The sequence below is a fragment of the Lutimaribacter saemankumensis genome (assembly GCF_900100005.1).
Classification (GTDB): Bacteria; Pseudomonadota; Alphaproteobacteria; order Rhodobacterales; family Rhodobacteraceae; genus Lutimaribacter; species Lutimaribacter saemankumensis.
Map to the genome: position 1 here is coordinate 215,765 of NZ_FNEB01000003.1, position 24,451 is coordinate 240,215.

Here is a 24,451-nt window from a genome sequence, read left to right on the forward strand (position 1 = left end):
GGCTAATCCATCAATGACTGATAAAATTGTTCGAACCGACGCCCCGCTCACCCTTGTCGGTGGGGGTCAAGCCGATGTGGGGCTTTTCCAGGCGCTGCGCAAGCACGCGCCGGGCGTCGTTGCCGCCGATGGCGGGGCCGCTCTTGCCCTGAAGGCGGGCGAGATGCCTTTGGCGGTGATCGGCGACATGGACAGCATCGACGACGCGACGCGCGCGCAGATCGATCCCGCGCGCTTTCATCATATCCCCGAACAGGAAAGCACCGATTTCGACAAGGCGCTGCGCTCGGTCGAGGCGCCGCTGATCCTTGGGGCGGGTTTCATGGGCGCGCGCCGCGACCACGAGCTTGCGAATTTCAATACGCTGGTGCGCCACCCGCATCGCCGCTGCGTTCTGGTCGGCATGGATGAGCTTGTAACGCTTTGCCCGCCCGATCTGGCGATCGACCTGCGCCCCGGCACGCGTGTGTCGCTGTTCCCGATGCGGGCGCTGCATGGCTGGTCGGAGGGGTTGCACTGGCCCATCGACGGTCTTGATTTCGCGCCCGATGCGCGCGTGGGCACATCGAACCTTGCCACCGGGCCGATACGGCTTCGCTTCGCCGCGCCGGGCATGTTGCTCATTCTGCCAAGAGACGCGCTTGATCCGCTTGTGCGGACGCTGCTTGCAACGCCTGGCTCGTGGCCCGCTCCCTGAACACCACGTACAATCCCGCGGCCATCGTGATGGCGATGCCCAGCCCGGCTGTCATGTTGGGCCAATGTGCGAAGATCAGCCAACCGATCAGCGTGGCGAAAGGAATTTCAAGGTATTGCATCGGCGCCAGCGTGGCCGACGGCGCAAAGCGCAGCGACCATGTCATCAGCAGATGCGCCAGCGTGCCCAGAACGCCGATCGCCAGCAGCAGCCCCCATTCGTAACCGCCCGAGACATTCAGGCTCAGCCCGCCGTCCCGGCCGAACGCCAGCAGCGGCAGAAGGATGGCGATGGCCATCACCCCGCTCACTGCCTGCAATCCGACGGGATCGGTCACCTTGGCGATGCGGCGGGTCACCAGCATGAACAGGGCAAAGTTGACGGCGACGCCCAGCGGCAGCAGGGCGGGCCAGCCAACGCTGGCAAAGCTGGGCTGGATCACCAGAAGCGACCCGCAGAACCCCACGATACACCCCGCGATGCGCCTCGGGCCGACCTCTTCACCCAGCAGGAGTTTGCCAAGCAGAAGAAGAATGAAAGGCATTACGAAGCTTATCGCGATCGCGTCGGCCAGCGGAAGGTACTGCAGCGCGGTGAACATCATGCCGATGCCAGTGATATGCATGATCGTGCGCAACAGAGCCAGCCACATGACCAGCCCGCGCATCCGCCACATCCGGCCGGACACCGCGATCAGCGGTATGAGGATCGCCGCCTGGATGCCGAAACGGAACAGCAGCACCTGATCCAGGGGCACAGCCGCGCCCAGCAGCTTTGCCACCGCATCGGCAAGCGGTGCGATGATGCAGAACCCAAGCATGAGGGTAATGCCAAGGATGGGGCGGTCGCCGTTCATCCGCCAAGGCTAGACAGCAATTTGCGCGGCAACAATCGAAAGTTGATCGCTGCCGCGGGAAATCACGCAAAGCCTATTCGTTTACATATTCGCAAAACGCATTGCGTTAAGCGCGCGCGGCCCTATCTTTGACAAAACGCTCGAACGGGAGGACGCCTTTCATGACACTTCTGAAACCAACGCGCCGCGAAATTCTGAAACTCGCCGCGATGGCCCCGGCCTTTGCGCTGCCCGGTGCCGTGCGCGCGCAGCTGGGCGCGCCCGATACACCGAACCCCGCGCATTTCCGGTTCACGCTGGGGGATGCCCGCATCACCATCCTGTCGGACGGCTTCTTCAGCCTGCCGACCGAAGGGCTGGGCGTGAATGCCCCGCGCGAAGAGGTGCAGGCGTTTCTCGAACAACACTACCTGTCGCCTGTCGATGGCTATTCGCACACCAACCACCTGCTGGTGGAAAGCGGCGATGCAAAGGTGCTGGTGGACGTGGGGTCCGGCAGCAGGTTCCTGCCCACGGTCGGGCGGCTGATGACCAACATGCAGAATGCGGGAATCGATCCGTCCGAAATCACTCATGTCGTCATCACCCATGCGCATCCCGATCACATCTGGGGCATCCGTGACGACTTCGACGAACCCCTGTTCCCCGACGCGCAATATTTCATCGGCCAGGCCGAGCACGACTACTGGATGCAGGACGACCTCGTGAACCAGGTGCCGCCCGAAGACCAGCAATTCGTCCTGGGGGCGGTCAACTCGATCACCGCGGACGGGCTGGAATGGACCTTCGTGCGGAACGACGACGAGATCGTGCCGGGCGTGCGGGTGATCGACACGCCCGGCCACACGCCCGGCCATATGAGCGTGGTTGTGGAATCCGGCGGCAAGCAACTGATCGCGCTGGGCGATTCCATGTCGCATGCCTATACCAATTTTGCCCATCCCGACTGGTACAACGGCTTTGACGCCGATGGTGAGCAGACGGTCGCCACCCGGATGCGGCTGCTGGATATGGCGGCGGCCGACCGGATCGCGATCCTTGGCTATCACTTCCCGTTCCCCGGCGTGGGCCATGTGCTGCGGCAGGACGACAGCTACAGCTTCATCCCGGCGCTCTGGCAATTCACCAAGTGATCCTGAAAAAGGGGGGCAGGGCGCCCCCCCTTTTTTCTGTGCGCCATCTGGCGCGCGACGCTCCGTCCCTCTGGCCATCGCGCGCGCCCTGCGTTATTTCGCCGGGGAAAGTTGCCGCAGGGGATGCTCATGGCCGAAAGCGCGAAATACGAAACACCGGGCCCGGTCGAGGAAAACTGGCGCGATGCGATCTCGTCGATCGAGGACATCATCGAAGACGCCCGCAACGGGCGCATGTTCATCCTCGTCGACCACGAGGACCGCGAGAACGAGGGCGACCTTGTGATCCCCGCCCAGATGGCCACGCCCGAGGCGATCAATTTCATGGCCACCTATGGCCGCGGGCTGATCTGCCTGTCGATGACCAGCGACCGGGTCGACCAGCTTGGCCTGCACCTGATGAGCACCAACAACTCGTCGCGGCACGAAACCGCCTTCACCATCTCGATCGAGGCGCGCGAGGGCGTGAGCACCGGTATTTCCGCACATGACCGCGCCCGCACCATCGCGGTGGCGATCGACGCCGCGAAAGGCCCGCAGGACATCGCGACGCCCGGACACGTCTTTCCGTTGCGCGCGCGCGACGGCGGCGTTCTGGTGCGCGCCGGCCATACCGAGGCGGCGGTCGACGTGTCGCGCCTTGCCGGGCTGAACCCGTCAGGCGTGATCTGCGAGATCATGAACGAGGACGGCACGATGGCGCGTCTGCCGGATCTGGTGGCTTTCGCACAGCGCCACGGGCTCAAGATCGGGACGATTTCGGACCTGATCGCCTATCGCCGACGTCACGACAACCTCGTCAAGGTCAAGACCGAGCAGACCGTCACCTCGGAATTCGGGGGGGAATGGCAGATGCGCGTCTACACGGATGAAACCCAGGGCGCCGAACACATTGCGCTGATCAAGGGCGACATCACAGGCGACACCCCGGTTCTGGTGCGGATGCACGCGCTGGACCCGCTGCGCGACATGATCGGTGCCGGCCCCAAGGGGCGCGCGTTCGAATTCACCGACTCGATGCGCCAGATCGCCGAAGAGGGGCGCGGCGTCGTCGTGCTTCTGCGCGATCTGGAAATGAAGATCGCGCAAGAGGGCGAGGTCAGCCCGCAAACCCTGCGCCAATACGGGCTGGGCGCGCAGATCCTCAGCTCGCTGGGTTTGTCGCGGATGGAGCTTCTGACCAATTCGGGCACGCCCAAGGTTGTCGGTCTCGAAGCCTACGGCCTGGAAATCACCGGAACCCGCAAGATCACCGGAGGTGCGTGACATGGCTGGATCGGAAACCCACTACACCCTGCCGCGTGCCAGTTTTGACAAGCCGGTCAAGCTGCTGATCGTGGTCGCGCCCTACTACAAGGACATCGCCGACAACATGATCGCAGGCGCCACCGCCGAGATCGAGGCCGCCGGCGGCACCTGGGACATCGTCGAAGTGCCCGGCGCGCTGGAAATTCCGACAGCCATCGGCATGGCCGAACGGCTGAGCAACTTTGACGGCTACGTGGCGCTTGGCTGCGTGATCCGGGGTGAAACCACCCATTATGACACGGTCTGCAACGACTCCAGCCGCGGCATCACCCTGCTGGGTCTGCAGGGGCTTTGTATCGGCAACGGCATCCTGACGGTCGAGAACCGCAAGCAGGCCGAAGTGCGCGCCGACCCCAAGGATCAGAACAAGGGCGGCGGCGCGGCGGCTGCGGCCTTGCATCTGGTCGCGCTTGCCCGTAAGTGGGGCGCGCCCCGCGCCGGCGTGGGGTTCCAGCCCGCACGCGACGAATACCAGATCGCGGGGCAATCCAAGGACAATACCTCCGCATGACCAGCCGTTCCGCGCAAAAGGGCGATGCCCGCCGTCAGATGAAATCCGCCGCCCGGCTCTATGCCGTTCAGGCGCTCTTCCAGATGGAGAAATCCGGCCAGTCCGTCGATGCGGTGGTGCAGGAATTTCTCGATCACCGGTTCGGCGCCATCTATGAAGGCGACGAGATGGCCGAGGGCAATCCCGACCTGTTCCGCGCGCTGGTGGAAGAGGCGGTGAACTGGCAATCCAAGGTCGACCACATGACCGACCGCGCGCTTGTCGCCAAATGGCCGCTGGGGCGCATCGACTCGGTGCTGCGCGCACTGTTCCGTGCCGCCGGTGCCGAACTCGTGTCACAGGACACGCCGCCCAAGGTGGTCATCAAGGAATTCGTGGATATCGCGGGCGCCTTTTTCCCCGAAGGCCGCGAGGCCGGTTTCGTCAACGCCGTTCTGGATCACATGGCCCGCGAGGCGCGCCCCGAAGCGTTCTGAGCCGCCTTGTCGCGCAGCGCCGGCACTTGTGCCGCTTCGAACCTGTCGCGATAGCTGACAAGCTTTGGATAGCTCATCACCGCCTCTTTCAGCGGCGTTTCAAGCGGCGGGGTGATCACGTTTTCCAGAAAGCCGAACAGGGCCGTATCTATGCCGCTGGGCCGCCCGCCCAGAAAGTAGGGCTTGTCGCCCAGATGCTCGGCAAGGGCGGCCACGCCCTCGGCGCCAATGCGATAGACCTGCGCGCGGTCATGCCGCCCAAGGCCCTGCCCGTGCAGGGCGGCGCGCACCTGCCGGCGGACGATGCCGAAGATAGTGCTGCGCAAAGGTGCCGGCAGCGTCGCAAAGAACGCGTCGCGCGCCACCTTCGGATTTTCGATCCAACGCGCATAGACCAGCACCCAGTAAAGCTGATCTTCGACAAGCGCGCGGAATGCCGTCGAAACCGCGCGGTTTTCGTCCGTCAGGTGTGCATCCGGGTCAAAGCCTTGGACCCGGGCCAGATACGCCTGGATCAGATGCGAGTCCGCGACCAACCGCCCCGCATCATCAAGCACCGGCAACTTGCGCTTGGGTGCGCGGCGGGGATCGCCGTTCACACGTTCGTAGGGCAGGCCGCTCATTTCCAGCAGCGCCAGCGACTTGACCGAAAACGGGCTGGGGCTGATCATCCCCATGGCAGGTGCAAAGGCAAGCAGGCGCAACATCCGAAATCTCCGTTCACAGGCGGGCCTGAGCATAGAAATCGCACCCTTACCCAAGCATGAACTATACCGGCTTTGCTGCAGCAAATCAGCGCAGTTGCGGCCAAAACCGGCCGATTATCCGGTCTGAAACGCGTTAGGGGTTGCACAGGGAAAGGGCAGGCTTATCCTTGGTAGTGCCTGCTCAGGAGATTACCATGCCAAGGCTCATTCGGCTCTACATCGTCAACGTCGCGATAGGATTCGCGATTGCCGGGGGATTCGTCGGCATGATGCTGTATTTCAACGTCGCGAACCTGTGGCATCTGGTGACGCATTCCGACAAGGGTCTTCTGGCCGTTTTCGTGCTCTGGCTGGCCAATGGCATCGTCTTTGCCGGCGTGCAGTTCGGGATCGCCGTAATGCGCATGAAGGACGATGACGACGACGAACCGCGCGGCGGCAATCGCAGCCCCGTTCGGGTGGATATGACGCGCCCCGTGATGGTCAGATCGGCCGCGCGCGCCCCGCGCCGCCGCTGATCACGCATTACCGGACATTGTTGGAAAAAGTGGCGGGCCCGCAGCGACCGTGTGGTTATCTCATTCCCGAGGACCTGTATATACAGGTGGGCGTCAGGTAACCGGACCAGGGCCCGGACAGAGCCAACTCCCTCGGAATTGCTTAAGGCCACCGGAATGCAACCGTCTCACGAGAAGAGCAGCACCCGCCAATTCGCTACGTAGTCTCTTGTGGGCCGCACGGCAAGGGGTTGCATTTGTTCACGATATGTTCATCATTGCCGCATGACCGACCGAACCCAACCCGGACAGCTTCTGGCGCGCGGCGTCAGCCGGCATCTTGCCAGCCACGGCTTTGCCGCGATCGAGGAATTCGTGCCCGCGCGCGGACTGCGCGTCGACGTGATGGGGCTGGGCCCCAAGGGAGAGCTTTGGGTGGTCGAATGCAAATCCTGCCGGGCCGACTTTCAGTCGGACAGCAAATGGCAAGGCTACCTGGAATGGTGCGACAGGTATTTCTGGGCGGTGGATGCCGATTTCCCGACCGAGTTGCTGCCGCCCGAGACCGGGCTGATCCTGGCCGATGCCTGGGACGCCGAGATCATCCGCATGGGCCCCGAGACGAAACTGGCCGCCGCGCGGCGCAAGGTTCTGACGCAGAAATTCGCAACCCACGCCGCAAGGCGTCTTCAGGCGCTGCGCGACCCCGATTTCACTTTCGCGGTTTGACGCCGCGTGCCATGCGGGCGGCTGCGCGGATTTCCTCGGCGATTTCTTCGGCCTCTTCGGGATCGAAATCCATCGGGATCTCGATGCCGTCGGCCTCGATGAACAGGCGCACCATCCCCTGATCGGTCGGCCCGATCTGCAGGTTGGCCTGGATATCGCGTTCGGTGTTGATGCCCATCTGGCGTCTCCTTGGTCTGGAAGGGGCGATTATCGCTTTCGCCCTTGCTTGGCAAGCCACGGCGGGGTCAGATGCGGATCATGGAAGATATCGAACTGCGCAACCTTGCCATCGGCGATGCGGGCTGGCTGATCCAGCAGCACGGGATGCTTTACGCCACTGAGGAAGGGTTCGACGAAACCTTCGAGGCGCTGGTTGCGGAAATCCTGGCCGGCTATATCCGCGATCACGATCCCACCTGCGAACGCGCCTGGATCGCGTGGCGGGGCGGCGAGCGGCTGGGCAGCATTTTCTGTGTGCGCCAGGACGCCGAAACCGCCAAGCTGCGCCTTTTCCTGATCGTGCCGGGCGCGCGCGGGCTGGGCCTGGGTCACCGGCTGCTGCAGACCTGCATGGATTGGGCGCGGGCGCGGGGTTACAGGCGCATGGCGCTTTGGACGCACGAAAGCCACCGGGCAGCCTGTGCGCTTTATGCCGGTCACGGCTGGCGCTGCACCCGGTCGGAACCGGTGCATAATTTCGGCGTCGATCTTGTGGAACAGGCTTGGGAAATCGACCTGTAGCCGGGGTGCAGAAAAACGGGTCAACGCTCTTGCAATCGCGCACGCAGCCCGCTAAATCGCCCGTCAGTGCCGCCTTAGCTCAGTTGGTTAGAGCGCTGGATTGTGGATCCAGAGGTCCCCTGTTCAAGCCAGGGAGGCGGTACCATCATTCCCCCGCCGTTACCGTGATTTCCTGCTGCAAGGCGCCTGTGGTCGCGTTGTAGATCAGGATGCGGTCGTCATCAGTGACCACCGCGAACCATCCGTCCCCCTGGGTAAAGGCGTGGGCGCTGGCGCCGGCGGGCAGGGAGATCTGGTCGGGCAGGGTGGGGCCCTGGTCGCGCAAACGGGTGACAAGCAGCGCAATCACCACTATGACGCCCACGATCATCACCGCCGTCAGGGTCGTCACCAGAAGGCGCAGGAATTTCAGGTTTGCCGGTTCTTCCGGCTGGGGCAGGTCATCCATGCAAAGCACCCTTGTCACCGTGCGTATCGGCGCCGAGCCGCCGCCCCGCCTTGATAAGGCGCTGGCGCGCGATGTGCCAGAGGCGGCTGCACTATCGCGCACGCGGCTGGCCCGCCTGATCGCTGACGGGGCCGTGCGGTTGAACGGTGCGCCCGCGACGGACCCAAAGGCCAAGGTGGCTGAGGGCGACATCGTCGAGATCACCGTCGAGCAGGCCGCCGAAACCCATATCGGCGCCGAGGATATCGCACTCGATGTCGTGTACGAGGATGACGACCTGATCGTCATCAACAAGCCCGCCGGGATGGTGGTGCATCCCGCGCCCGGCAGTCCCGGTGGCACGCTGGTCAACGCGCTGCTGCATCATTGCGGCGACACGCTGTCGGGTGTCGGGGGGGAAAAGCGGCCCGGCATCGTCCACAGGATCGACAAGGATACCAGCGGCCTGCTGGTGGTGGCGAAATCCGACCGGGCGCATCACGGGCTGGCCGCGCAGTTCGAAAAGCACACGGTCGACCGCGCCTATCTGGCGATATGCCACGGCGTGCCCGATCAGGCCGATCCGCGCCTGCAGGGGGTGCGCGGCGTCAGTTTCGAACCGGGCGGGGTGATGAAGATCACCACGCATCTGGCCCGGCACAAGACGGATAGGCAGAAACAGGCCGTGCTATTCCAGGGCGGGCGCCACGCGGTCACGCGGGTGCGTCTTCTGGAAAGGTTCGGACAACCGCCCGTGGCTGCGTTGGTCGAATGCCGGCTGGAAACCGGCCGGACCCATCAGATCCGGGTGCATATGGCCCATACCGGTCATGGCCTGATCGGCGATCCCGTCTATGGCGGGCGGCGCAAGCTGTCGGAAAAGGCGCTTCCGCCCAAGGCGGTCGCGGCCGCGCGTGCCTTTCCGCGCCAGGCGCTGCATGCCGCAGTGCTGGGGTTCGAACATCCTGTCAGCGGCGATGCGTTGCGGTTCGAGGCGGAATTGCCGGCCGACTTTGCCGGATTGCTGGCTGCGCTGCGGGGCTGAAACCCTTTGCACAACCGCGTGAGCGTGCTGTCACAAGACGGGCAAAGCGACGGAAGGCTGCCCATGTTCCGTATAGTGGAAACAGACCCTTGAAACGGGGCGCATAGCTTCCTATCTGCTATGTTAAGCCCTTAAACATTGAGGAGGGGACAGGGAAAATGAGCAACTATGCAAATCTGCCGGCACCGACGCCCGAAGGCGGTCTGAACCGGTATCTTCAGGAAATCCGCAAATTTCCCCTTCTGGAACCGGAAGAGGAATACATGCTGGCCAAGCGCTGGGTCGAGCAGGAAGACGCCGAAGCCGCGCACAAGATGGTCACGTCGCATTTGCGGCTCGCCGCCAAGATCGCGATGGGCTATCGCGGCTATGGCCTGCCCCAGGCCGAGGTCATCTCGGAGGCGAATGTCGGCCTCATGCAGGCGGTCAAGCGGTTCGACCCCGAAAAGGGGTTCCGCCTTGCGACCTATGCGATGTGGTGGATTCGCGCCTCGATCCAGGAATACATCCTGCGCTCCTGGAGCCTGGTGAAGCTGGGCACCACATCGGCGCAGAAGAAGCTGTTTTTCAACCTGCGCAAGGCCAAGGCCCGCATCGGTGCGCTGGAAGACGGCGATCTGCATCCCGACAACGTCAAGCAGATCGCGCATGATCTGGGCGTGACCGAGGACGAGGTCATCAGCATGAACCGCCGCATGTCGGGCGGGGATGCGTCGCTGAATGCCACCGTGGGGCAGGAAGGCGAAGGCACCATGCAGTGGCAGGACTGGCTGGAGGACGAAGACGCCGACCAGGCCGCCGATTACGAGGAACGCGACGAATTGCAGGCCCGGCGCGAATTGCTGGCCCAGGCAATGGAAGTCCTGAACGATCGTGAAAAGGACATCCTGACCCAGCGCCGGCTGAGCGAGGAAACCGTGACCCTGGAAGACCTGAGCGCGCAATACGATGTCAGCCGCGAACGCATCCGCCAGATCGAGGTGCGCGCCTTCGAAAAGCTGCAGGAACGCATGCGCGAACTGGCCTCCGAAAAGGGCATGCTGCCCGCCGCGTAAGGCCTCGGGCGCAACACACAGGAAAAGGCCCCGTGCGGCAACGCGCGGGGCCTTGTCTTTGCGTGGCCGGCGCGATCCTATGGCGGGAATGAGCCAGAAGATCGTCCTTCACCTGCCGCGCGACTGGGTGGCCGACCCGTCGGCCATGCTGCCGTTTTATCGCAAGCTGACGACGGGTCTGGCCGAGGCCGGGATCGTTTGGCGCGCGGTTGCTATCGACCGTGACGCGTTGCCCGCCGCGATCGAGCGCGACACGGCCTTTCACATCGTCAATCACGGACAGGTCCGGCATCCCCGCGCGCTGAATGCGGGCATCGCCTATGTCTATCCATTCTGGAACCTCGACCCGCAGGGGATACGGGCGTTTTCGTCTATTGCGGACAAGCCGTTTCGCCCCGCGCGGATCGACGCCGACAAGGCCGCCGCGTTTTTCCGGCGGTTGCGCAAGCGTTTGGTCGATGCCCGTCAGTCCCGTTACGAACAGCCGCAACAACCCGAGGCCCTGCCGCAGGCGCAGGCGGCGGTATTCCTGCAATCCGAATCCCACCGAATCGTGGGGGAAACCTGCTTTCTGGATCGCTGGACCATGCTTGAGGCCGTGCTGGCCGCAACCGATGGGCCGGTGATCGTCAAACCCCACCCGCGCGAGTTGGACAGCTCCGTCTACGACCGGCTGATCGCGCTGCGCGACGCGCATCCCCGTCTGTGCATCAGCAGCGGCAACATCCATGACATCATCGCGGTGTCAGACAAGGTGGTCACGATCAACTCGGCCGTCGGGATCGAGGCCTATCTGCATCGAAAGCCGGTGATTCTGTGCGGGAAAACCGATTTTCACCACATCGCCACCACCGCGCAGACCGCGGAAAAGTTGTCTGCCGCGCTGGCGGCACCCGCGCCGTCGCGCCAGTACGCCAAGTATGTCTACTGGTATTTCGGGCTGAATTGCGTGAACGCGGGGTCCGACGCATTGGTCGCGCAAGTGTTGCGGCGGGTTCGTGCCACGGGTTACGCGATCTGACACAGATCATTGAACGGTGCGTTCTTCATGCACAGACTCGTTCCAGGAACCCAACAAAAGGAGGATTGGCATGAAACCTATCCGCACCCTGATCCTTTTAGCGAGTGAAAAGAAGATGCGTCTTTGCGAGAACACGGGCGTCGGCAAGGGCATTGCCGAAGTGGCGGAATATGCCGTGGACGACCTGGGCGAAATCAGCGCCCGCTATGCCGATGCGCCGGGCAGCCAGCGCGGCGGGCCGGGCATGGCGCATCACGGTTTTGAGCGCCCCACATCGGAACGGCGCCAGCAACGCGAGGATTTCGCCGAGCTGGTGATGGAGGAAACCGCGCGGATATTCGCGGCGCAAGGTTATGACCGTCTGGTCGTGGCGGCTGCCCCCAAAATGCTGGGCGCGTTGCGCGATGACATGCCCGATGCGCTGAAATCGGCGCTGCGCGCGGATCTGGACAAGGATCTGACCAAGCTTCCGCTGGCCGATCTTCCCGCGCATCTTGACGAGGTTCTGGCGGTCTAGGGCCTCATTCCAGCCGGGCGCGCAGCACGCGCAGCATGTTGCCGCCCATCACCTTGGCGATCTGCGCCTCGCTCAGTCCCTTTTGCAGCAGCGCATGTGTCAGCGCGGGCAGTTCCGAGGTGTCGAACGCGGTTTCGACCGAGCCGTCGAAATCCGACCCGAGCGAGACATGATCCTCGCCGACCGCGTCGATCGCGGCGAGGATCATGTCTGCGATGCCGTCCGGCGTGATCGGCCCGCACACGACATCGGCCCAATAGCCCATGCCGATAACCCCGCCCGTTGCCGCCACGCGGCGCATCAGGTCGTCGGTCAGGTTGCGCTTGACCGGGCAATGCGAATGGATGCCTGAATGCGACAGCACGATGGGAACGTCCGTTAGGGCCAGAACATCCTCGACGACCTGCGGGCTGGAATGGGCCACGTCGATGATCACGGGCCGGCGGGCCAGTTCCGCCACCACCTGCCGGCCGAATTCCGTCAGGCCCTTGTTGCCGATGCCGTGCAGCGACCCGCCCAGTGCGTTGTCGAAGAAATGCTGCAGCCCGAACACCCGGTGGCCCGCCGCGTAAAGCCCGTCAAGCTTGGCCATGTCCCCTTCGAGAGGGTGCAGCCCCTCGACCCCGAGGATGCCGCCGACCACGTCCTGCCCCGCCGCACGCGCCGCCAGCACAGCGTCCAGATCGGCGCGGGACTTTATGATCCGCAGCGTGCCGTCCAGCCGGGCCTCGAACCGGTGCAGCTTTTCGGCCTGGTAGATCGCGCGCTCGTAAATGCTGGTCCAGGTGCGCATCGGCCAAAGCTGGCCAAAGGCCAGAAGCGTGATGTTGTCGAACGCCTCGGCGCTGTTTTCCTCGTAATTCTGGCCCGCGGGCGATTTGGTGACGGCGGTAAAGACCTGCACGGCGACGCCGCCTTCTATCAGGCGCGGGATATCTACCTGGCCGCGCGTGCCGCGCTTTGACAGGTCGCGCTTCCACAACAGGGGGTCGGCATGCCAGTCGCCCACGACCAGGCTGTCATGGAGCGCGCGCGCCGCATCGCTGACGGGATAGGGATCGTGCGGGATGACGGGATTTCGCTGCGCCTCGACATAGGCCGGCGCGAAGGTGAAGAAACCGGCCAGCCCGATGACGGCCAGCAGAAGCAGCCCCAACAGGCCCCGCACAAGAATACGCATGAATCCCTCCGATTGTTTTGGCGAGGGTGCTGTGAAATCGCCTGCGCGCCAAGCCTGACGTGGCGCCCCTTGCCGGATTGCGTTACGATCCATCCAGGAACAGGAGGCAGCCATGGCCGGAGGATGGGCCCGCGACGGCGCGGTGAGCGAACAGATCGAAGCCTCGATCGAGGACGAATTGAAACGGATGCAGGCCCGCCCGAAACCCGTGGGCGACAGCCTGGCCGAATGCGCCGAATGCGGCGAAGAGATACCCGAAAAGCGCCGCCAGGCGATCCCCGGCGTCAAGCTGTGCGTGGATTGCGCATCCGAACGCGACGGGGCCTACAAGGCACGGGGCGGGATCAACCGCCGCGGATCGAAGGACAGCCAGTTGAAGTGAGGCCGCGCCGGCCGGCACGGTCAGGATTGGGGGCTTTGCCCCCAAACCCCCGAGTATTTTCGGCAAGATGAAGTCAGAGGGGCAGGCGCATGACATGCTGCGGCCCCGCCGATCCGTGCGGCCACATCTCGCCGGTATCCGCGAAACCGCCCGACAGGTAGGCGCGGATGGCTGGAGGGTTGGAATAGTTCACGCTCAGCACGACAGCCGGGGCGCTGGGGTAGAGGTCGCGCAGATAGGCGGGCAGTGCGCGGATCGCCGCCTTGCCCAGGCCCTCGCCCTGCCGCGCTGCATCGACGATGAAGGCACGCAGGCCCAATTCGCCCGGCCGGGCGAACGGGTAGGTTTGGGGGTAATGGCGGTCGATCTTGAAGAAACCGACCGCGTCGCGTCCCTGCGGGATCGCGTGGAAATCGACGCCGTCCTCGTCGGTTTCGAAAGCCTCGGCCACGGTGCCGGAAAACCGGATCTGGTCCGGGTGGACGCTGATATGCGCCACCCTGCCGAAATCCGTCTGCGTCAGCGGGGCAAGCGTGACGCTCACCCCTCCATCGCTTCGAGCTCGTCGATCATGCCCTCGATCATCGACAGGCCCTTATCCCAGAATTTCGGATCGGACGCGTCCAGGCCGAAGGGCGCAAGCAGTTCCTTGTGATGCTTGGAGCCACCCGCCTTGAGCATCTCGAAATACTTGTCCTGGAACCCTGCGGGCGATTCCTCGTAGACCGCGTAAAGCGCATTCACCAGCCCGTCGCCGAACGCATAGGCGTAGACGTAGAAGGGCGAGTGGATGAAATGCGGGATATAGGCCCAGAAGGTTTCGTACCCGTCCATGAAGTCGAATGCCGGACCGAGGGATTCGCCCTGGACGCTCATCCAGATGTCGTTGATGTCGTCGGGTGTCAGTTCGCCGCCGCGACGCGCCTCGTGCAGCTTGCATTCGAAATCGTAGAACGCGATCTGCCGGACGACGGTGTTGATCATGTCCTCGACCTTGCCCGCCAGCAAGACCTTGCGCTCACCATCATCCTTGGCCTTTTCCAGCATCTTGCGGAAGGTCAGCATCTCGCCGAAGACCGAAGCCGTTTCGGCCAGGGTCAGCGGTGTGGAGGACAGCATTTCGCCCTGATCTGCCGCCAGCCGCTGGTGCACGCCGTGGCCCAGCTCGTGCGCAAGGGTCATCACGTCGCGCGGCTTGCCGAGATAGTTCAGCATGACATAGGGGTGCACATCCGTGACGGTGGGATGCGCGAAGGCGCCGGGCGCCTTGCCCGGTTTCACGCCCGCGTCGATCCAGCCCTTGGTGAAGAACGGTTCGGACAGGTCCGCCATGCGCGGATCGAACCCGGCATAGGCCTCGGTCACGATGGCGCGGGCCTCGTCCCAGCCCACGGTGCGCGGCGCGTCCATCGGCAGGGGGGCGTTGCGGTCCCAGACCTGCATGCGATCCAGGCCCAGCCACTTGCGCTTGAGCTCGTAATACCGGTGGCTGAGGCGCGGATAGGCCGCAACGACCGCGTTGCGCAGCGCCTCGACCACTTCGGGTTCGACATCGTTCGACAGGTGCCGCGCGGTTTGTGCGGTGGGCATGCCGCGCCAGCGGTCGATCACTTCCTTTTCCTTGGCCTGCGTGTTGTGAACGCGGGCGAAGGTCTTGATATTCATGTCGAAAACGCGGGCCAGCTCGCGCGCCGCGGACTCGCGCTTGTTGCGGTCATGGTCGGTCAGCAGGTTCAGCGTGCCTTCGATGTTGAGCGGCTCGCCATCGACCTCGAAGCCCAGCCCCGCGATGGTTTCGTCGAACAGCCGTTCCCAGGCGTCGCCCACCACGCCCAGATCGTGCAGGAATTTTTCCAACTCGTCGGACAGCTGATAGGGCTTCATCGCGCGAATCCGGTCGAAAACCGCGCGGTAGCGGCCCAGATCGGCGTTATCCGCCAGCATCGCGTCCAGCCGAGCATCCTCGATCCGGTTCAGTTCGAGCGTGAAGAACACCAGCGGCGTGGTGAAGTTGGTGATCTTTTCCTGGCAATCCGACAGGAACTTGGCACGGCCCGCATCGGTGGTCAGCTGGTAGTACCGCAGTCCGGCAAAAGACATGATGCGTCCGGCAATGGCGCTGATCTTTTCGTTGCGGTGGACGCAGGTCAGCAGGCCCCCGGCATCCAGCGTATCCAGCTTGCCTTCGTAATCGGCGGCGAAGGCGGCGCATTCCTGTTCCAGCCAGTCCAGATCCTTTTGCAACTGCGGGTCGTCCTCGCCCTTGTAGAGATCGTTCAGATCCCATTCGGGCAGGTCACCGAGATTGTCGGACCCGGATGAGGCATTTGCATCGCGGACGGGGAAGGGCAGGTGGAGCATTGTGCGGTCCTTTGTTCTGTCGCTTGCGCCAAGACATATGGTGCGGGGCGGCGGGCCTCAACCCTAGCCATAGATGTTCAGCATCTCGTGCAGGTGATCGAGCGTGTCGGCATCGTCGACGGACAGATCCTGCCGCCACCGCGCCATGCGCGGAAACCTGAGCGCCACGCCCGATTTGTGGCGCGGGCTGCGCTGGATGCCTTCGAAGGCGATTTCGAAAACATGGTGCGGCTTGACCTGACGCACCGGGCCGAAACGTTCGGTGGTGTTCTTGCGCACCCAGGCGGTGATCTGGCGGAACTCGGCATCCGTCAGGCCCGAATAGGCCTTGGTGAACGGCACCAGCGCGTTACCGTCGCGGACCGCAAAGGTGAAATCGGTGAACAGGTTGGCGCGCCGCCCGTGGCCCGCCTGCGCATAGATCATCACCGCGTCGATGGTCAGCGGGTCGAGCTTCCATTTCCACCAATCGCCCTTTTTGCGGCCCACGAAATAAGGGCTTTTCCGCCGCTTCAGCATCAGCCCCTCGGCGCGGGCATCGCGGGCGGTGGCGCGGATGCGCGCCAGGTCGTCCCAATCCCGCGCCTCGATCACGGGCGAGGCGCGTACAGGTGCGTCGCCCGGCAGGCCCGAAAGCAGACGCTCAAGCGCCGCGCGCCGTTCCAAAAGCGGGCGGTCGCGCAGGTCGTGGCCCCGATCTTCAAGCAGGTCATAGGCCAGCATGATCACGGGCGCGTCTTTTAGCAGCTTTTTCGGCACCGTCTTGCGCCCGATACGTTTCTGCAGCGCGTTGAAGGGTAGGGGCTGGTCGCCGTCCCATGCCACGATCTCGCCATCCAGCACGGTGCCGGACGGCAGGAAGTCGACGGCGCGGGCGAATTCGGGAAAGCGGTCGGTCATCAATTCCTCGCCGCGGGACCAAGTGAAGTGCTGCCCTTCGCGCAGGATCAGCTGGCCGCGGATGCCGTCCCATTTCCATTCGGCCTGCCAGTCGCCGATCGGGCCCAGCACGTGCGGGGCGTCATCGACCTGATGGGCCAGGGCGAACGGGTAGGGGCGCGACAGGTCGGCACTGGCGTCTTCGGCTTCGATCAGCCTGTGCCAGTCGGTGCTGTCGGGGCTCCAGTCGCCCATGAGGCGGTGGGCTATCTCGGCCTCGTCGCGGTCAAGGGCCTGCGCCAGCGCCCGGGTCATCAGCTTTTGGCTGACGCCGATACGGAACCCGCCGGTCAGCAGCTTGTTGAACACCAGCCGTTCGGTCTGGTCGAGCCCGTCCCACAGATCGAGGATCACCGGCTTGCGCGCGGCTTCGTCAAGCGCCCCGAGCGCGCGCAGACGGCCGATCATCTCGGTCAGGCTGTGGTCGTCCCGGCGGTTGGGCGGGGGCAGGACGAGGGCGATGGTTTCGGCCAGATCGCCGACGATGGCATAGCTGTCTTCGAACAGCCACAACGGGATGCCGGCCCGCTCGGCCGCCCATTCGCGCAACCGCGTGGTCGTTACCGCGCGTTTTGGCCGCCGCCCCGACAGCAGCGCCACCGTCCAAAGCCTGTCATCCTTTGGGGCGGTTTCAAAATAGGCGCGCAACAAGCTGGTTTTACGTGATGTTTTGGTTGTCTGGTCGATCTGGGTAAAGAGCGCGGCAAAGCGTTTCATGCCGCGTCCTCCGCACCGTCCTCGTCGGTTCCGAACTCGGTCGGGACCACCCGGGCGTTGTAGCCGATTTCGTTCAGGTGGCGCGCGAAGATATCCGTGTAACCATGCGTTACATATATATTTTCTGCGCCAGTCTCCTTGATGGCGCGGTGCAGTTCGGGCCAGTCGGCATGGTCGGACACGACAAAGCCGCGGTCCATCGCACGGCGGCGGCGCACGCCGCGCAACTGCATCCAACCGCTGGCGAATCCGGTGCTGGCCTGTGCGAACCGTCGGGCCCAGGAACTACCGAACGCTGAGGGCGGCGCGATCACCAGCGCGCCGGGATGGGCCTTGGCATCCAGGTCGGGCGTCACGCGGACCGTGTCGGGCAGGGCCAGCCCTTGCGCGCGCAGCACCTCGTTCACGTTCTCGACCGCGCCATGGGTCAGGATCGGCCCCGGCCCATCCCGCAGCATGTGCAACAGGCGCTGCGCCTTGCCCAGCGAATAGGCCCCCAGCAGGCTGAACCGGCCTTGCGATGCGTTCGATTGCCACCAGTCCAGGATCTCGCCGGCCACCTGGTTCTGCGGATGCCAGCGAAAGACCGGCAGCCCGAAGGTGCATTCGCTGATGAAGCTGTGACAGCGGACGGGTTCGAATTCCTCGCACAGGCCGTCCGGCCCCAGCTTGTAATCGCCCGACACCACCCAGACCTCGCCCGCGACCTCGACCCGGATCTGGGCCGAGCCGGGCACATGTCCCGCCGGGTGAAAGCTGACCGTGGCATCGCCGATACGGCGGGTTTCGTCATAGCCCACGCTTTCGGCGGTGATGTCGCCCAGGCGGTGGCGCATCACGGGCAGGCTGCCATGGGTCGCAAGGTACCGGCCATGCCCCCAGCGCGCATGATCGGCATGGGCGTGCGTGATCAGAGCCCGGTCCACCGGGCGCCACGGGTCGATGAAGAAATCGCCCGCCGGGCAGTAAATGCCCCGATCCGTAAATGTCAGAACCTGCGCCTGTGCCATGCCACCGATCATAGGGCCCGCGCGCCGCATCGCCAGAGCTTGCCCTTTCCCGCGCCGCAAGTAGGGTGTCGGCAAATCGCAAATCAGGAGGGATCGGGATGAAATTCATACGCTACGGTGAGGCAGGGGCCGAAAAGCCCGGGGTTCTGGACGCAAACGGCGCGTTGCGCGACCTGTCTGGCGTGGTCGATGACATTGCGGGCGACGTTCTGGGGGCGCTGCCGCGGGTCGATCCCGAAAGCCTGCCCCTCGTCGAGGGTGAGCCGCGGATCGGCACACCGGTCGGGCGCATCGGCAAGCTGGTCGCCATCGGGCTGAACTTCAGCGACCACGCCGCCGAGTTGAATGCCGAGCCGCCCGAGATGCCCATCGTCTTCATGAAGGCCAACAGCTGCATCAACGGGCCGTTCGATCCGGTGATCCTGCCGCGCGTGTCGCAAAAGGCGGATTGGGAGGTCGAATTGGGTGTCGTGATCGGCAAGACCGCCAAATATGTCGACGAGGCCGACGCGATGGATCACGTAGCGGGCTTTACCATCGTCAATGACGTGTCCGAGCGCGAATTCCAGATGGAATGGGGCGGGCAGTGGACCAAGGGCAAAAGCTGCGACACCTTCGGGCCTGTCGGGCCGTGGCTGGTCACCCCGGACGAGGTGGGCGATGTCCATGACCTCGACATGGCGCTCGATGTGAACGGAGAGAGGATGCAAACCGGCAGCACGTCCTACATGATCTTTCAGGTGCCACACATCATTTCGCATCTCAGCCAGATCATGACGCTGCATCCCGGCGACGTCATCGCCACCGGCACGCCCCCGGGTGTCGGCATGGGCCACAAGCCGCAACGCTTCCTGAAAGAAGGCGATGTCATGGAGGCGCGGATCGAGAAACTGGGCGCGCAGCGTCAGCGCATCATGCGCGACGCCTGATCGCGCCAGTTACGCCACGTTGGCGCTGGTTCCGGTGCCGGCGTGGCGGTCGAACAGTGCGACCGCCCGGTCGAATACATGGGCGCGGATTTGCGGGGTTTCCATCATGACCTCGTGTTCCGCGCCGTCGATCATCTCCAGCTCACCACCCTGCCAGCCGGCCATCCGGGCCTTGATCCGGCCCGGATCAACGATCTTTTCCGCGGTTCCAAGGAATGTCAGGCAGGGCAGCCCGGGAGAGGGGCGCCGCGCCAGCGCGCGCATTTCTACCAGCGCCTCGTGCACCCAGCGGATCGAAGGCCCCCCAAGGCTGAGCGCGGGCTCAAGCTCGAGGTGACGGCGCATGTAATCGAACATGCCCGGGTCGGTCGTCAGCGGATTGCCTTCGAATGGCTCGGCGGACACGTAATGCGCCACGCTGGTGCCCGGTGCCATCGCGTTGTCCAGACGCAGGCGTGACGCGCTCCAACCCAGGGCCCAGGCCACCGGGCGCTGCATCGGGGAAATGACAATCCCCCACATCGGCGCCGAAAACACGCAGGAATTGACCGGCAGCCCTTCGATGACCGAGCGCAAACCGATGCAGCCGCCCATGGAATGTGCGATCAGGTGCCACGGGCGCGGCAGATCGAGGGATTCGGCCGCCTTCAGGACGGCCGCCACGTCTTTCTGATAGTCGGTGAACCGCTCGACATGCCCGACCGCCGGATCATCCAGCAGCTTGTCGGCCAGCCCCTGTCCCCGCCAGTCGATCGCCAGTGTCGCATAGCCGCGCGCCGCAAGGTCGGCCGCGGCGCGTCCGTATTTTTCGGCATATTCCGTGCGGCCGGGAAAGATCAAAACCGTTCCCCTGGCCCCTTGTTTGGGCCATGCCGCAATGCGGATACGCACGCCATCCGTGGCCGTCAGCCACCAGGCCGCGCCGTTGTCGGGCCCGTCGGCAAGTTCGGAAAAGAACGGCGCGCGCTCCATCCTGTGTCAGCCCAGGATCGAGCCCAGCTTCATCGCCATGCCCATGTCACCATCGACGCTGAGCTTGCCGGACATGAAGGCCGCGGTGGGGTTGAGGTCGCCGGTCATCATCGATTCGAACGTGTCGGCATCGGCGGTCAGGGTGACGTCGGTGTCTTCGTCGCTGGCGCGCGCGCCCGACGCATCGACGACAACGGCGCCTTCGCCCTCGATCACGAACTTGGCGGAGCCGTCGAAATCGGCGCTGCCCAGCTTGTCGTTGAGGGCCGCAACGGCGGCTTCGATCACGGTGCTCATTTCGATCATCCCTTTTTGATCTGGCAGGGGCTTTATTTCGCCCTGCGCTGCATTACACTTCGAGATGTTATGCGCACATGGCCCTTGATCATCAAACATACCGTTGCGGCAGGTCTGCTGACAGTCACGTTTTCCATACCCGTCAAGGGCGATGAGGCGGGACTGACCCCTTTGTATGAACGGTTGCAGGCGGCCGAGGCCGTCGACTCCAAGGGAATCACGCGCGAGATCCGCATGAAATGGGCGCAAAGCGGCTCGGACGCGATGGATCTGGTCCTCAAGCGGGGGCAGGATGCTCTGGAACGCGGCGAAAACGATGCGGCGATCGAGCATTTCAGCGCCGTGATCGACCATGCGCCGGATTTTGCCGAGGCGTATCACGGACGCGCGCAGGCCTATTTCGCCGAGGGTCTGGCCGGCCCCGCGCTTGCAGACCTGGAACAGGCGCTGATCCTCAATCCGCATCATTTCGACGCGCTCTATGGTCTTGGCACGGTGCTGGAACAACTCGGCGAAGCCGCGCTTGCCTACGAGACCTATGCGCTTGTCCTGAAGATGCACCCGCATTACGACGAGGCCAAGGCCGCGCGCGCCCGGTTGAAAACCGAGGTCGAGGGCCGCGAACTCTGACAGGCGGGGGGCGACATGGCCCAGAACGCGCGGATCACGGCGGTCCTGGGGCCGACGAATACCGGCAAGACCCATTATGCGATCGAGCGGATGCTTGGATACCGCACCGGCATCATCGGTCTGCCGCTACGCCTGCTTGCACGCGAAGTCTATGACAAGATCGTCGCGGTGCGCGGCCCGTCCGTCGTGGCGCTGGTCACGGGCGAGGAACGGATCGTGCCCGAGCGCACCCAGTACTGGGTCTGCACGGTCGAGGCGATGCCCGAGGGCCTGGGGTGCGATTTCTTGGCGATCGACGAAATCCAGCTTTGCGCCGACCCCGAACGCGGGCACGTCTTCACCGACCGCCTGCTGCGGGCGCGGGGGCTGTCGGAGACGGTGTTCCTGGGGTCGGACACGATGCGTCCGACCATTTCCGCGCTGGTGCCCGACGCGCAGTTCGTGCGCCGCGAGCGGATGTCGCAGCTATCCTATCTTGGTTCGAAAAAGATAAGCCGAATGCAGCCTCGCAGCGCTATCGTCGGGTTTTCGGTTGAAAACGTATATGCGATAGCCGAGCTTTTGCGCCGTCAGAAAGGCGGGGCGGCGGTCGTCATGGGGGCGCTCAGCCCGCGTACGCGCAACGCGCAGGTCGATCTTTACCAGAATGGAGAGGTCGATTACCTGGTCGCCACCGATGCAATCGGCATGGGGCTGAATCTCGATATCAACCACGTGGCGTTTTCGTCGCTCACCAAGTTCGACGGGCGCCGGATGCGGCAGTTGGCCCCCAACGAGCTGGCGCAGATCGCCGGGCGCGCGGGGCGGGGCATGTCGGACGGCACCTTCGGCGTCACCGGCGAGGCGCCCCCGATTCCCGACGAGGTGGCGCAGGCGATCTGCGACCACCGCTTTACGCCGATCCGCAAGCTGCAATGGCGCAACGCGGCGCTGAATTTCGGCTCGCCCCAGGCGCTGATCGCCTCTCTCGAGGAGAACCCGCGCGACGAACTGCTGGTGCGCACCCGCGACAGCGACGACCTGCTGGCGCTCAAATCGCTGGCCGAACTTGGCGAGGTGCGCGCACGGGCGTCCGACGCGCCATCTGTCCGCCTGCTGTGGGATGTCTGCCGCATCCCCGATTTCCGCGGCATCAGCCATGCGGAACACGCCGGCCTGCTGGAGCGCATCTTCGGCTTCCTGCACGAAGGCGGCGGCGTGCCGGACGACTGGCTGGCCCGTCAGGTTCGGCGCATCGACCGCACCGATGGCGACATAGACGCGCTGTCCAAGCGACTGGCATATATCCGCACATGGACTTACGTTGCGCAGCGCAAGGGCTGGGTAAATGACGAAAGTCATTGGCGCGGCGAAACCCGCGCGGTAGAAGACCGCCTGTCAGATGCGCTTCACATGCGTCTGACACAAAGATTTGTGGATCGGCGCACCAGCGTGCTCTTGCGCCGGCTCAAGCAGAAGGAGGCCCTTTTGGCCGAAGTGAACGACAAGGGTGAAGTGACCGTCGAAGGCGAATTCGTCGGCCGTCTGGAAGGGTTCCGGTTCCGTCAGGACAAGGACGCAACGGGGCAGGAGGCCAAGACGTTGCGCAGTGCGTCGTTGCAGGCGCTTGTGCCGCAATTCCATCTGCGGGCCGACAGGTTCTACAACGCGCCCGATACCGAGATCGACTTTACCGAACAGGGCGGGTTGATGTGGGGCGAACAGGCGGTCGGCAAGCTGGTTGCCGGGGCCGACCCCCTCAAGCCGCAGGTGCAGGGCTTTGTTGATGACGAGGCGGGCCCCGATGTCCGCCAAAAAGTCGAACGCCGCCTGCAGCATTTCATCGACCGCAAGATCGCCACCCTGTTCGAGCCGCTTTTGGCCATGTCGCGCGACGAGGCGCTGACCGGGCTTGCGCGCGGCTTTGCATTCCGGCTTGTCGAAGGTCTGGGCATCCTGCCACGCGGCGCCGTCGCCGACGAGGTGAAGGCGCTGGATCAGGACGCGCGCGGTGCGCTGCGCAAACATGGCGTGCGTTTCGGGCAGTTCACGATCTTCATGCCGCTGCTTCTGAAACCCGCGCCGACCCGGTTGCGCCTTGTGCTCTGGAGCCTGGCGAAGGGCCTCGATACCTTCCCCGAGGCGCCGCCGCCCGGCCTGGTGACGGTGCCGACCGACAAGGGCGCGCCCGAAGGCTATGACGCGATGGCGGGCTATCGCGCGGCGGGCGAACGCTCGATCCGTATCGACATGCTGGAACGGCTGGCCGACATGCTGCGCGGCCAGGACAGCCGCGCCGGGTTCGAGGCGACGGCAGACATGCTGTCGATCACCGGCATGACGCTGGAGCAGTTCGCCGACCTGATGCAGGGCCTTGGCTACAAGGCCGACAAGGGCGAGCGTGAAAAGGTCAAGCCGGTGGATCAGGCGGTCGCTGCCGCGTCCGAGGAACAGGCGCAGGCGGCCGAAACGCCAACGCCCGAAACCCCCGCCGACAAGGTCGAGGGAATTGCCGACGCGGGCATTGCCCCGGTGGCCGAGGAACTGCCCGCCGAAACCGAAGTCACGCCCGCGATCCCCGAGGCATCCGAGGGCGAACAGCCCGTGGGCGAAGCGCCCGACGCCGCCCCCGACACGCCCGAGATCGAGGTGTTCTATACCTTCACCTGGGCGGGCCGTGCCCGTGCCGGTGGTGGCAACCGGCGCCCCGAGCGCGAGGCCAAGGGCCGCGGCAAGCCGCAAAAAGGCAAGGGCAAGCCGCAAAAGGGCAAGGGTCCACGCCGCGAGGCCGGCCCCAAGACCTATTCGGCCGCCCCCAAGAAATCCGACCGTATCGACCCCGACAACCCCTTTGCCGCCGCGCTTATGGGGCTGAAGGACAAGGGCTGAGCGCATTTGTCGGACGACGCCGCCCGCATCCGGCTGGACAAGTGGCTGTATCACGCGCGGTTCGCGAAATCGCGCGGGATCGCCGCTGACATGGTCAGCGGCGGGCATGTGCGGGTCAATCGTGACAAGGCCGGCAAGCCCGCGCACAAGGTGGGCCCCGGCGATGTCCTGACTTTCGCCAAGGGCGACCGGGTGCGCGTGGTGCGCATCCTGGCGGTCGGAACGCGGCGTGGGCCGGCGGTCGAGGCCCAGGCCCTGTATGACGACCTGAGCGATCCGCCCCCGGAAACACCACCTGTCGCGCCGAGCTATGACAACCCGCATGGCGATGGCGGCCGCCCGACCAAACGTGACAGGCGAAAGATCGACGCAGCGCGCCGCAGGGTGCTTGATTGATCCGGCGCGCTGGTCTAGGTCACGAAACAACCGTCAAGGATGAGAGACAC

General features: G+C 64.5%; 28 protein-coding genes and 1 tRNA gene. 18 read left to right on the forward strand and 11 right to left on the reverse strand.

The genetic code is table 11. From position 1 onward, the window contains the following. Positions 1-13 precede the first annotated feature (13 nt). Positions 14-697, forward strand: coding sequence for a thiamine diphosphokinase (locus tag BLT50_RS08265; protein ID WP_090028191.1), 684 nt, complete (start codon positions 14-16; stop codon positions 695-697). Here BLT50_RS08265 and BLT50_RS08270 read toward each other — a convergent pair. Further along, positions 621-1,553, reverse strand: coding sequence for a DMT family transporter (locus tag BLT50_RS08270; RefSeq protein ID WP_090028192.1), 933 nt, complete (start codon positions 1,551-1,553; stop codon positions 621-623). The two genes, BLT50_RS08265 and BLT50_RS08270, sit on opposite strands and share 77 nt — an antisense overlap. Before the next feature lie 161 nt (positions 1,554-1,714). Between BLT50_RS08270 and BLT50_RS08275 the strand changes: the two genes are divergently transcribed. The 4 genes from BLT50_RS08275 to nusB all read left to right on the forward strand — a co-directional run bounded on the left by BLT50_RS08275 (position 1,715) and on the right by nusB (position 4,981). Continuing rightward, on the forward strand, positions 1,715-2,686 hold the full coding sequence (locus BLT50_RS08275) for an MBL fold metallo-hydrolase (protein ID WP_090028193.1): 972 nt from the start codon (positions 1,715-1,717) through the stop codon (positions 2,684-2,686). Between the two features lie 129 nt (positions 2,687-2,815). Then, entirely contained in the window at positions 2,816-3,952 is a 1,137-nt protein-coding gene (gene ribB, locus BLT50_RS08280; protein ID WP_090028340.1) for a 3,4-dihydroxy-2-butanone-4-phosphate synthase, read from the forward strand. 1 nt (position 3,953) lies between these two features. Next, positions 3,954-4,505, forward strand: coding sequence for a 6,7-dimethyl-8-ribityllumazine synthase (locus BLT50_RS08285; RefSeq protein ID WP_090028194.1), 552 nt, complete (start codon positions 3,954-3,956; stop codon positions 4,503-4,505). Then, positions 4,502-4,981, forward strand: coding sequence for a transcription antitermination factor NusB (nusB, locus tag BLT50_RS08290; protein ID WP_090028195.1), 480 nt, complete (start codon positions 4,502-4,504; stop codon positions 4,979-4,981). Before BLT50_RS08285 ends, nusB begins: the two co-directional genes overlap by 4 nt. Here the strand turns inward: nusB and BLT50_RS08295 are convergent. Further along, positions 4,945-5,688: a glutathione S-transferase family protein gene (locus tag BLT50_RS08295; protein ID WP_175491427.1), complete on the reverse strand. Its 744-nt coding sequence runs from the start codon at positions 5,686-5,688 to the stop codon at positions 4,945-4,947. The two genes, nusB and BLT50_RS08295, sit on opposite strands and share 37 nt — an antisense overlap. A 194-nt stretch (positions 5,689-5,882) precedes the next feature. On the opposite strand from BLT50_RS08295, the gene BLT50_RS08300 reads away from it, so the two are divergent. Beyond that, positions 5,883-6,206 carry a hypothetical protein gene (locus BLT50_RS08300; RefSeq protein WP_090028197.1) on the forward strand — a complete coding sequence of 108 codons (324 nt, stop codon included), beginning with the start codon at positions 5,883-5,885 and terminating at the stop codon, positions 6,204-6,206. 264 nt (positions 6,207-6,470) lie between these two features. Beyond that, entirely contained in the window at positions 6,471-6,914 is a 444-nt protein-coding gene (locus BLT50_RS08305; RefSeq protein WP_090028198.1) for an MmcB family DNA repair protein, read from the forward strand. On the opposite strand, the gene BLT50_RS08310 is transcribed toward BLT50_RS08305, so the two are convergent. Next, entirely contained in the window at positions 6,898-7,092 is a 195-nt protein-coding gene (locus BLT50_RS08310) for a DUF6324 family protein (protein WP_090028199.1), read from the reverse strand. The genes BLT50_RS08305 and BLT50_RS08310 overlap by 17 nt on opposite strands. An 80-nt stretch (positions 7,093-7,172) precedes the next feature. Here BLT50_RS08310 and BLT50_RS08315 point away from each other — a divergent pair, with 80 nt between their 5' ends. Together BLT50_RS08315 and BLT50_RS08320 are read left to right on the forward strand one after the other, a co-directional pair. Then, the gene (locus BLT50_RS08315) at positions 7,173-7,655 is read left to right on the forward strand and encodes a GNAT family N-acetyltransferase (protein ID WP_090028341.1); all 483 of its coding nucleotides are present in this window, start codon (positions 7,173-7,175) and stop codon (positions 7,653-7,655) included. Positions 7,656-7,723: 68 nt separating this feature from the next. Continuing rightward, positions 7,724-7,800 (forward strand) — tRNA-His (locus BLT50_RS08320). Here BLT50_RS08320 and BLT50_RS08325 read toward each other — a convergent pair. Continuing rightward, positions 7,801-8,103 (reverse strand): DUF6476 family protein, encoded by a 303-nt coding sequence (locus BLT50_RS08325; RefSeq protein ID WP_175491428.1) that lies wholly within the window; start codon positions 8,101-8,103, stop codon positions 7,801-7,803. Here BLT50_RS08325 and BLT50_RS08330 point away from each other — a divergent pair. The 4 genes from BLT50_RS08330 (at position 8,102) to BLT50_RS08345 (ending at position 11,720) form a co-directional block, all read left to right on the forward strand. Continuing rightward, a complete protein-coding gene (locus BLT50_RS08330) occupies positions 8,102-9,127 on the forward strand; it encodes an RluA family pseudouridine synthase (protein WP_090028200.1) in 1,026 nt (341 codons plus the stop codon). The genes BLT50_RS08325 and BLT50_RS08330 overlap by 2 nt on opposite strands. A gap of 158 nt (positions 9,128-9,285) precedes the next feature. Beyond that, a complete protein-coding gene (rpoH, locus tag BLT50_RS08335) occupies positions 9,286-10,182 on the forward strand; it encodes an RNA polymerase sigma factor RpoH (RefSeq protein ID WP_090028201.1) in 897 nt (298 codons plus the stop codon). 88 nt (positions 10,183-10,270) lie between these two features. Beyond that, positions 10,271-11,203, forward strand: coding sequence for a capsular polysaccharide export protein, LipB/KpsS family (locus tag BLT50_RS08340; protein WP_175491429.1), 933 nt, complete (start codon positions 10,271-10,273; stop codon positions 11,201-11,203). 70 nt (positions 11,204-11,273) lie between these two features. Continuing rightward, positions 11,274-11,720, forward strand: coding sequence for a baeRF12 domain-containing protein (locus tag BLT50_RS08345; protein ID WP_090028203.1), 447 nt, complete (start codon positions 11,274-11,276; stop codon positions 11,718-11,720). 4 nt (positions 11,721-11,724) lie between these two features. Here the strand turns inward: BLT50_RS08345 and BLT50_RS08350 are convergent, their stop codons facing one another. Beyond that, complete coding sequence (locus tag BLT50_RS08350; protein WP_090028204.1) at positions 11,725-12,900, reverse strand: dipeptidase; 1,176 nt, start codon at positions 12,898-12,900, stop codon at positions 11,725-11,727. 112 nt (positions 12,901-13,012) lie between these two features. On the opposite strand from BLT50_RS08350, the gene BLT50_RS08355 reads away from it, so the two are divergent. Further along, entirely contained in the window at positions 13,013-13,282 is a 270-nt protein-coding gene (locus BLT50_RS08355; RefSeq protein WP_090028205.1) for a DksA/TraR family C4-type zinc finger protein, read from the forward strand. Positions 13,283-13,355: 73 nt separating this feature from the next. On the opposite strand, the gene BLT50_RS08360 is transcribed toward BLT50_RS08355, so the two are convergent. The 4 genes from BLT50_RS08360 to BLT50_RS08375 all read right to left on the reverse strand — a co-directional run bounded on the left by BLT50_RS08360 (position 13,356) and on the right by BLT50_RS08375 (position 18,309). Further along, positions 13,356-13,826, reverse strand: coding sequence for a GNAT family N-acetyltransferase (locus BLT50_RS08360; protein WP_090028206.1), 471 nt, complete (start codon positions 13,824-13,826; stop codon positions 13,356-13,358). Beyond that, complete coding sequence (locus tag BLT50_RS08365) at positions 13,823-15,643, reverse strand: M3 family oligoendopeptidase (protein ID WP_090028207.1); 1,821 nt, start codon at positions 15,641-15,643, stop codon at positions 13,823-13,825. The genes BLT50_RS08360 and BLT50_RS08365 overlap by 4 nt, the downstream gene beginning before the upstream one ends. Positions 15,644-15,706: 63 nt before the next feature. Then, positions 15,707-17,299, reverse strand: coding sequence for an ATP-dependent DNA ligase (locus BLT50_RS08370; protein ID WP_090028208.1), 1,593 nt, complete (start codon positions 17,297-17,299; stop codon positions 15,707-15,709). Continuing rightward, positions 17,296-18,309 carry a ligase-associated DNA damage response exonuclease gene (locus BLT50_RS08375; protein WP_090028343.1) on the reverse strand — a complete coding sequence of 338 codons (1,014 nt, stop codon included), beginning with the start codon at positions 18,307-18,309 and terminating at the stop codon, positions 17,296-17,298. The genes BLT50_RS08370 and BLT50_RS08375 overlap by 4 nt, the downstream gene beginning before the upstream one ends. 98 nt (positions 18,310-18,407) lie before the next feature. Between BLT50_RS08375 and BLT50_RS08380 the strand changes: the two genes are divergently transcribed. After that, positions 18,408-19,238, forward strand: coding sequence for a fumarylacetoacetate hydrolase family protein (locus tag BLT50_RS08380; protein WP_090028209.1), 831 nt, complete (start codon positions 18,408-18,410; stop codon positions 19,236-19,238). A 9-nt stretch (positions 19,239-19,247) separates the two neighbouring features. On the opposite strand, the gene BLT50_RS08385 is transcribed toward BLT50_RS08380, so the two are convergent. After that, entirely contained in the window at positions 19,248-20,210 is a 963-nt protein-coding gene (locus BLT50_RS08385) for an alpha/beta fold hydrolase (protein WP_090028210.1), read from the reverse strand. Between the two features lie 6 nt (positions 20,211-20,216). After that, positions 20,217-20,507 (reverse strand): SCP2 sterol-binding domain-containing protein, encoded by a 291-nt coding sequence (locus tag BLT50_RS08390; RefSeq protein WP_090028344.1) that lies wholly within the window; start codon positions 20,505-20,507, stop codon positions 20,217-20,219. A gap of 84 nt (positions 20,508-20,591) precedes the next feature. On the opposite strand from BLT50_RS08390, the gene BLT50_RS08395 reads away from it, so the two are divergent. Genes BLT50_RS08395 through BLT50_RS08405 form a run of 3 tightly spaced genes read left to right on the forward strand, consistent with a single transcriptional unit; the run spans position 20,592 to position 24,401 of the window. Next, on the forward strand, positions 20,592-21,137 hold the full coding sequence (locus tag BLT50_RS08395) for a tetratricopeptide repeat protein (RefSeq protein WP_245723332.1): 546 nt from the start codon (positions 20,592-20,594) through the stop codon (positions 21,135-21,137). A 15-nt stretch (positions 21,138-21,152) separates the two neighbouring features. Then, positions 21,153-24,005 carry a helicase-related protein gene (locus BLT50_RS08400; protein ID WP_090028212.1) on the forward strand — a complete coding sequence of 951 codons (2,853 nt, stop codon included), beginning with the start codon at positions 21,153-21,155 and terminating at the stop codon, positions 24,003-24,005. 6 nt (positions 24,006-24,011) lie between these two features. Then, complete coding sequence (locus tag BLT50_RS08405; protein ID WP_090028213.1) at positions 24,012-24,401, forward strand: RNA-binding S4 domain-containing protein; 390 nt, start codon at positions 24,012-24,014, stop codon at positions 24,399-24,401. The last annotated feature ends 50 nt before the right edge of the window (positions 24,402-24,451 follow it).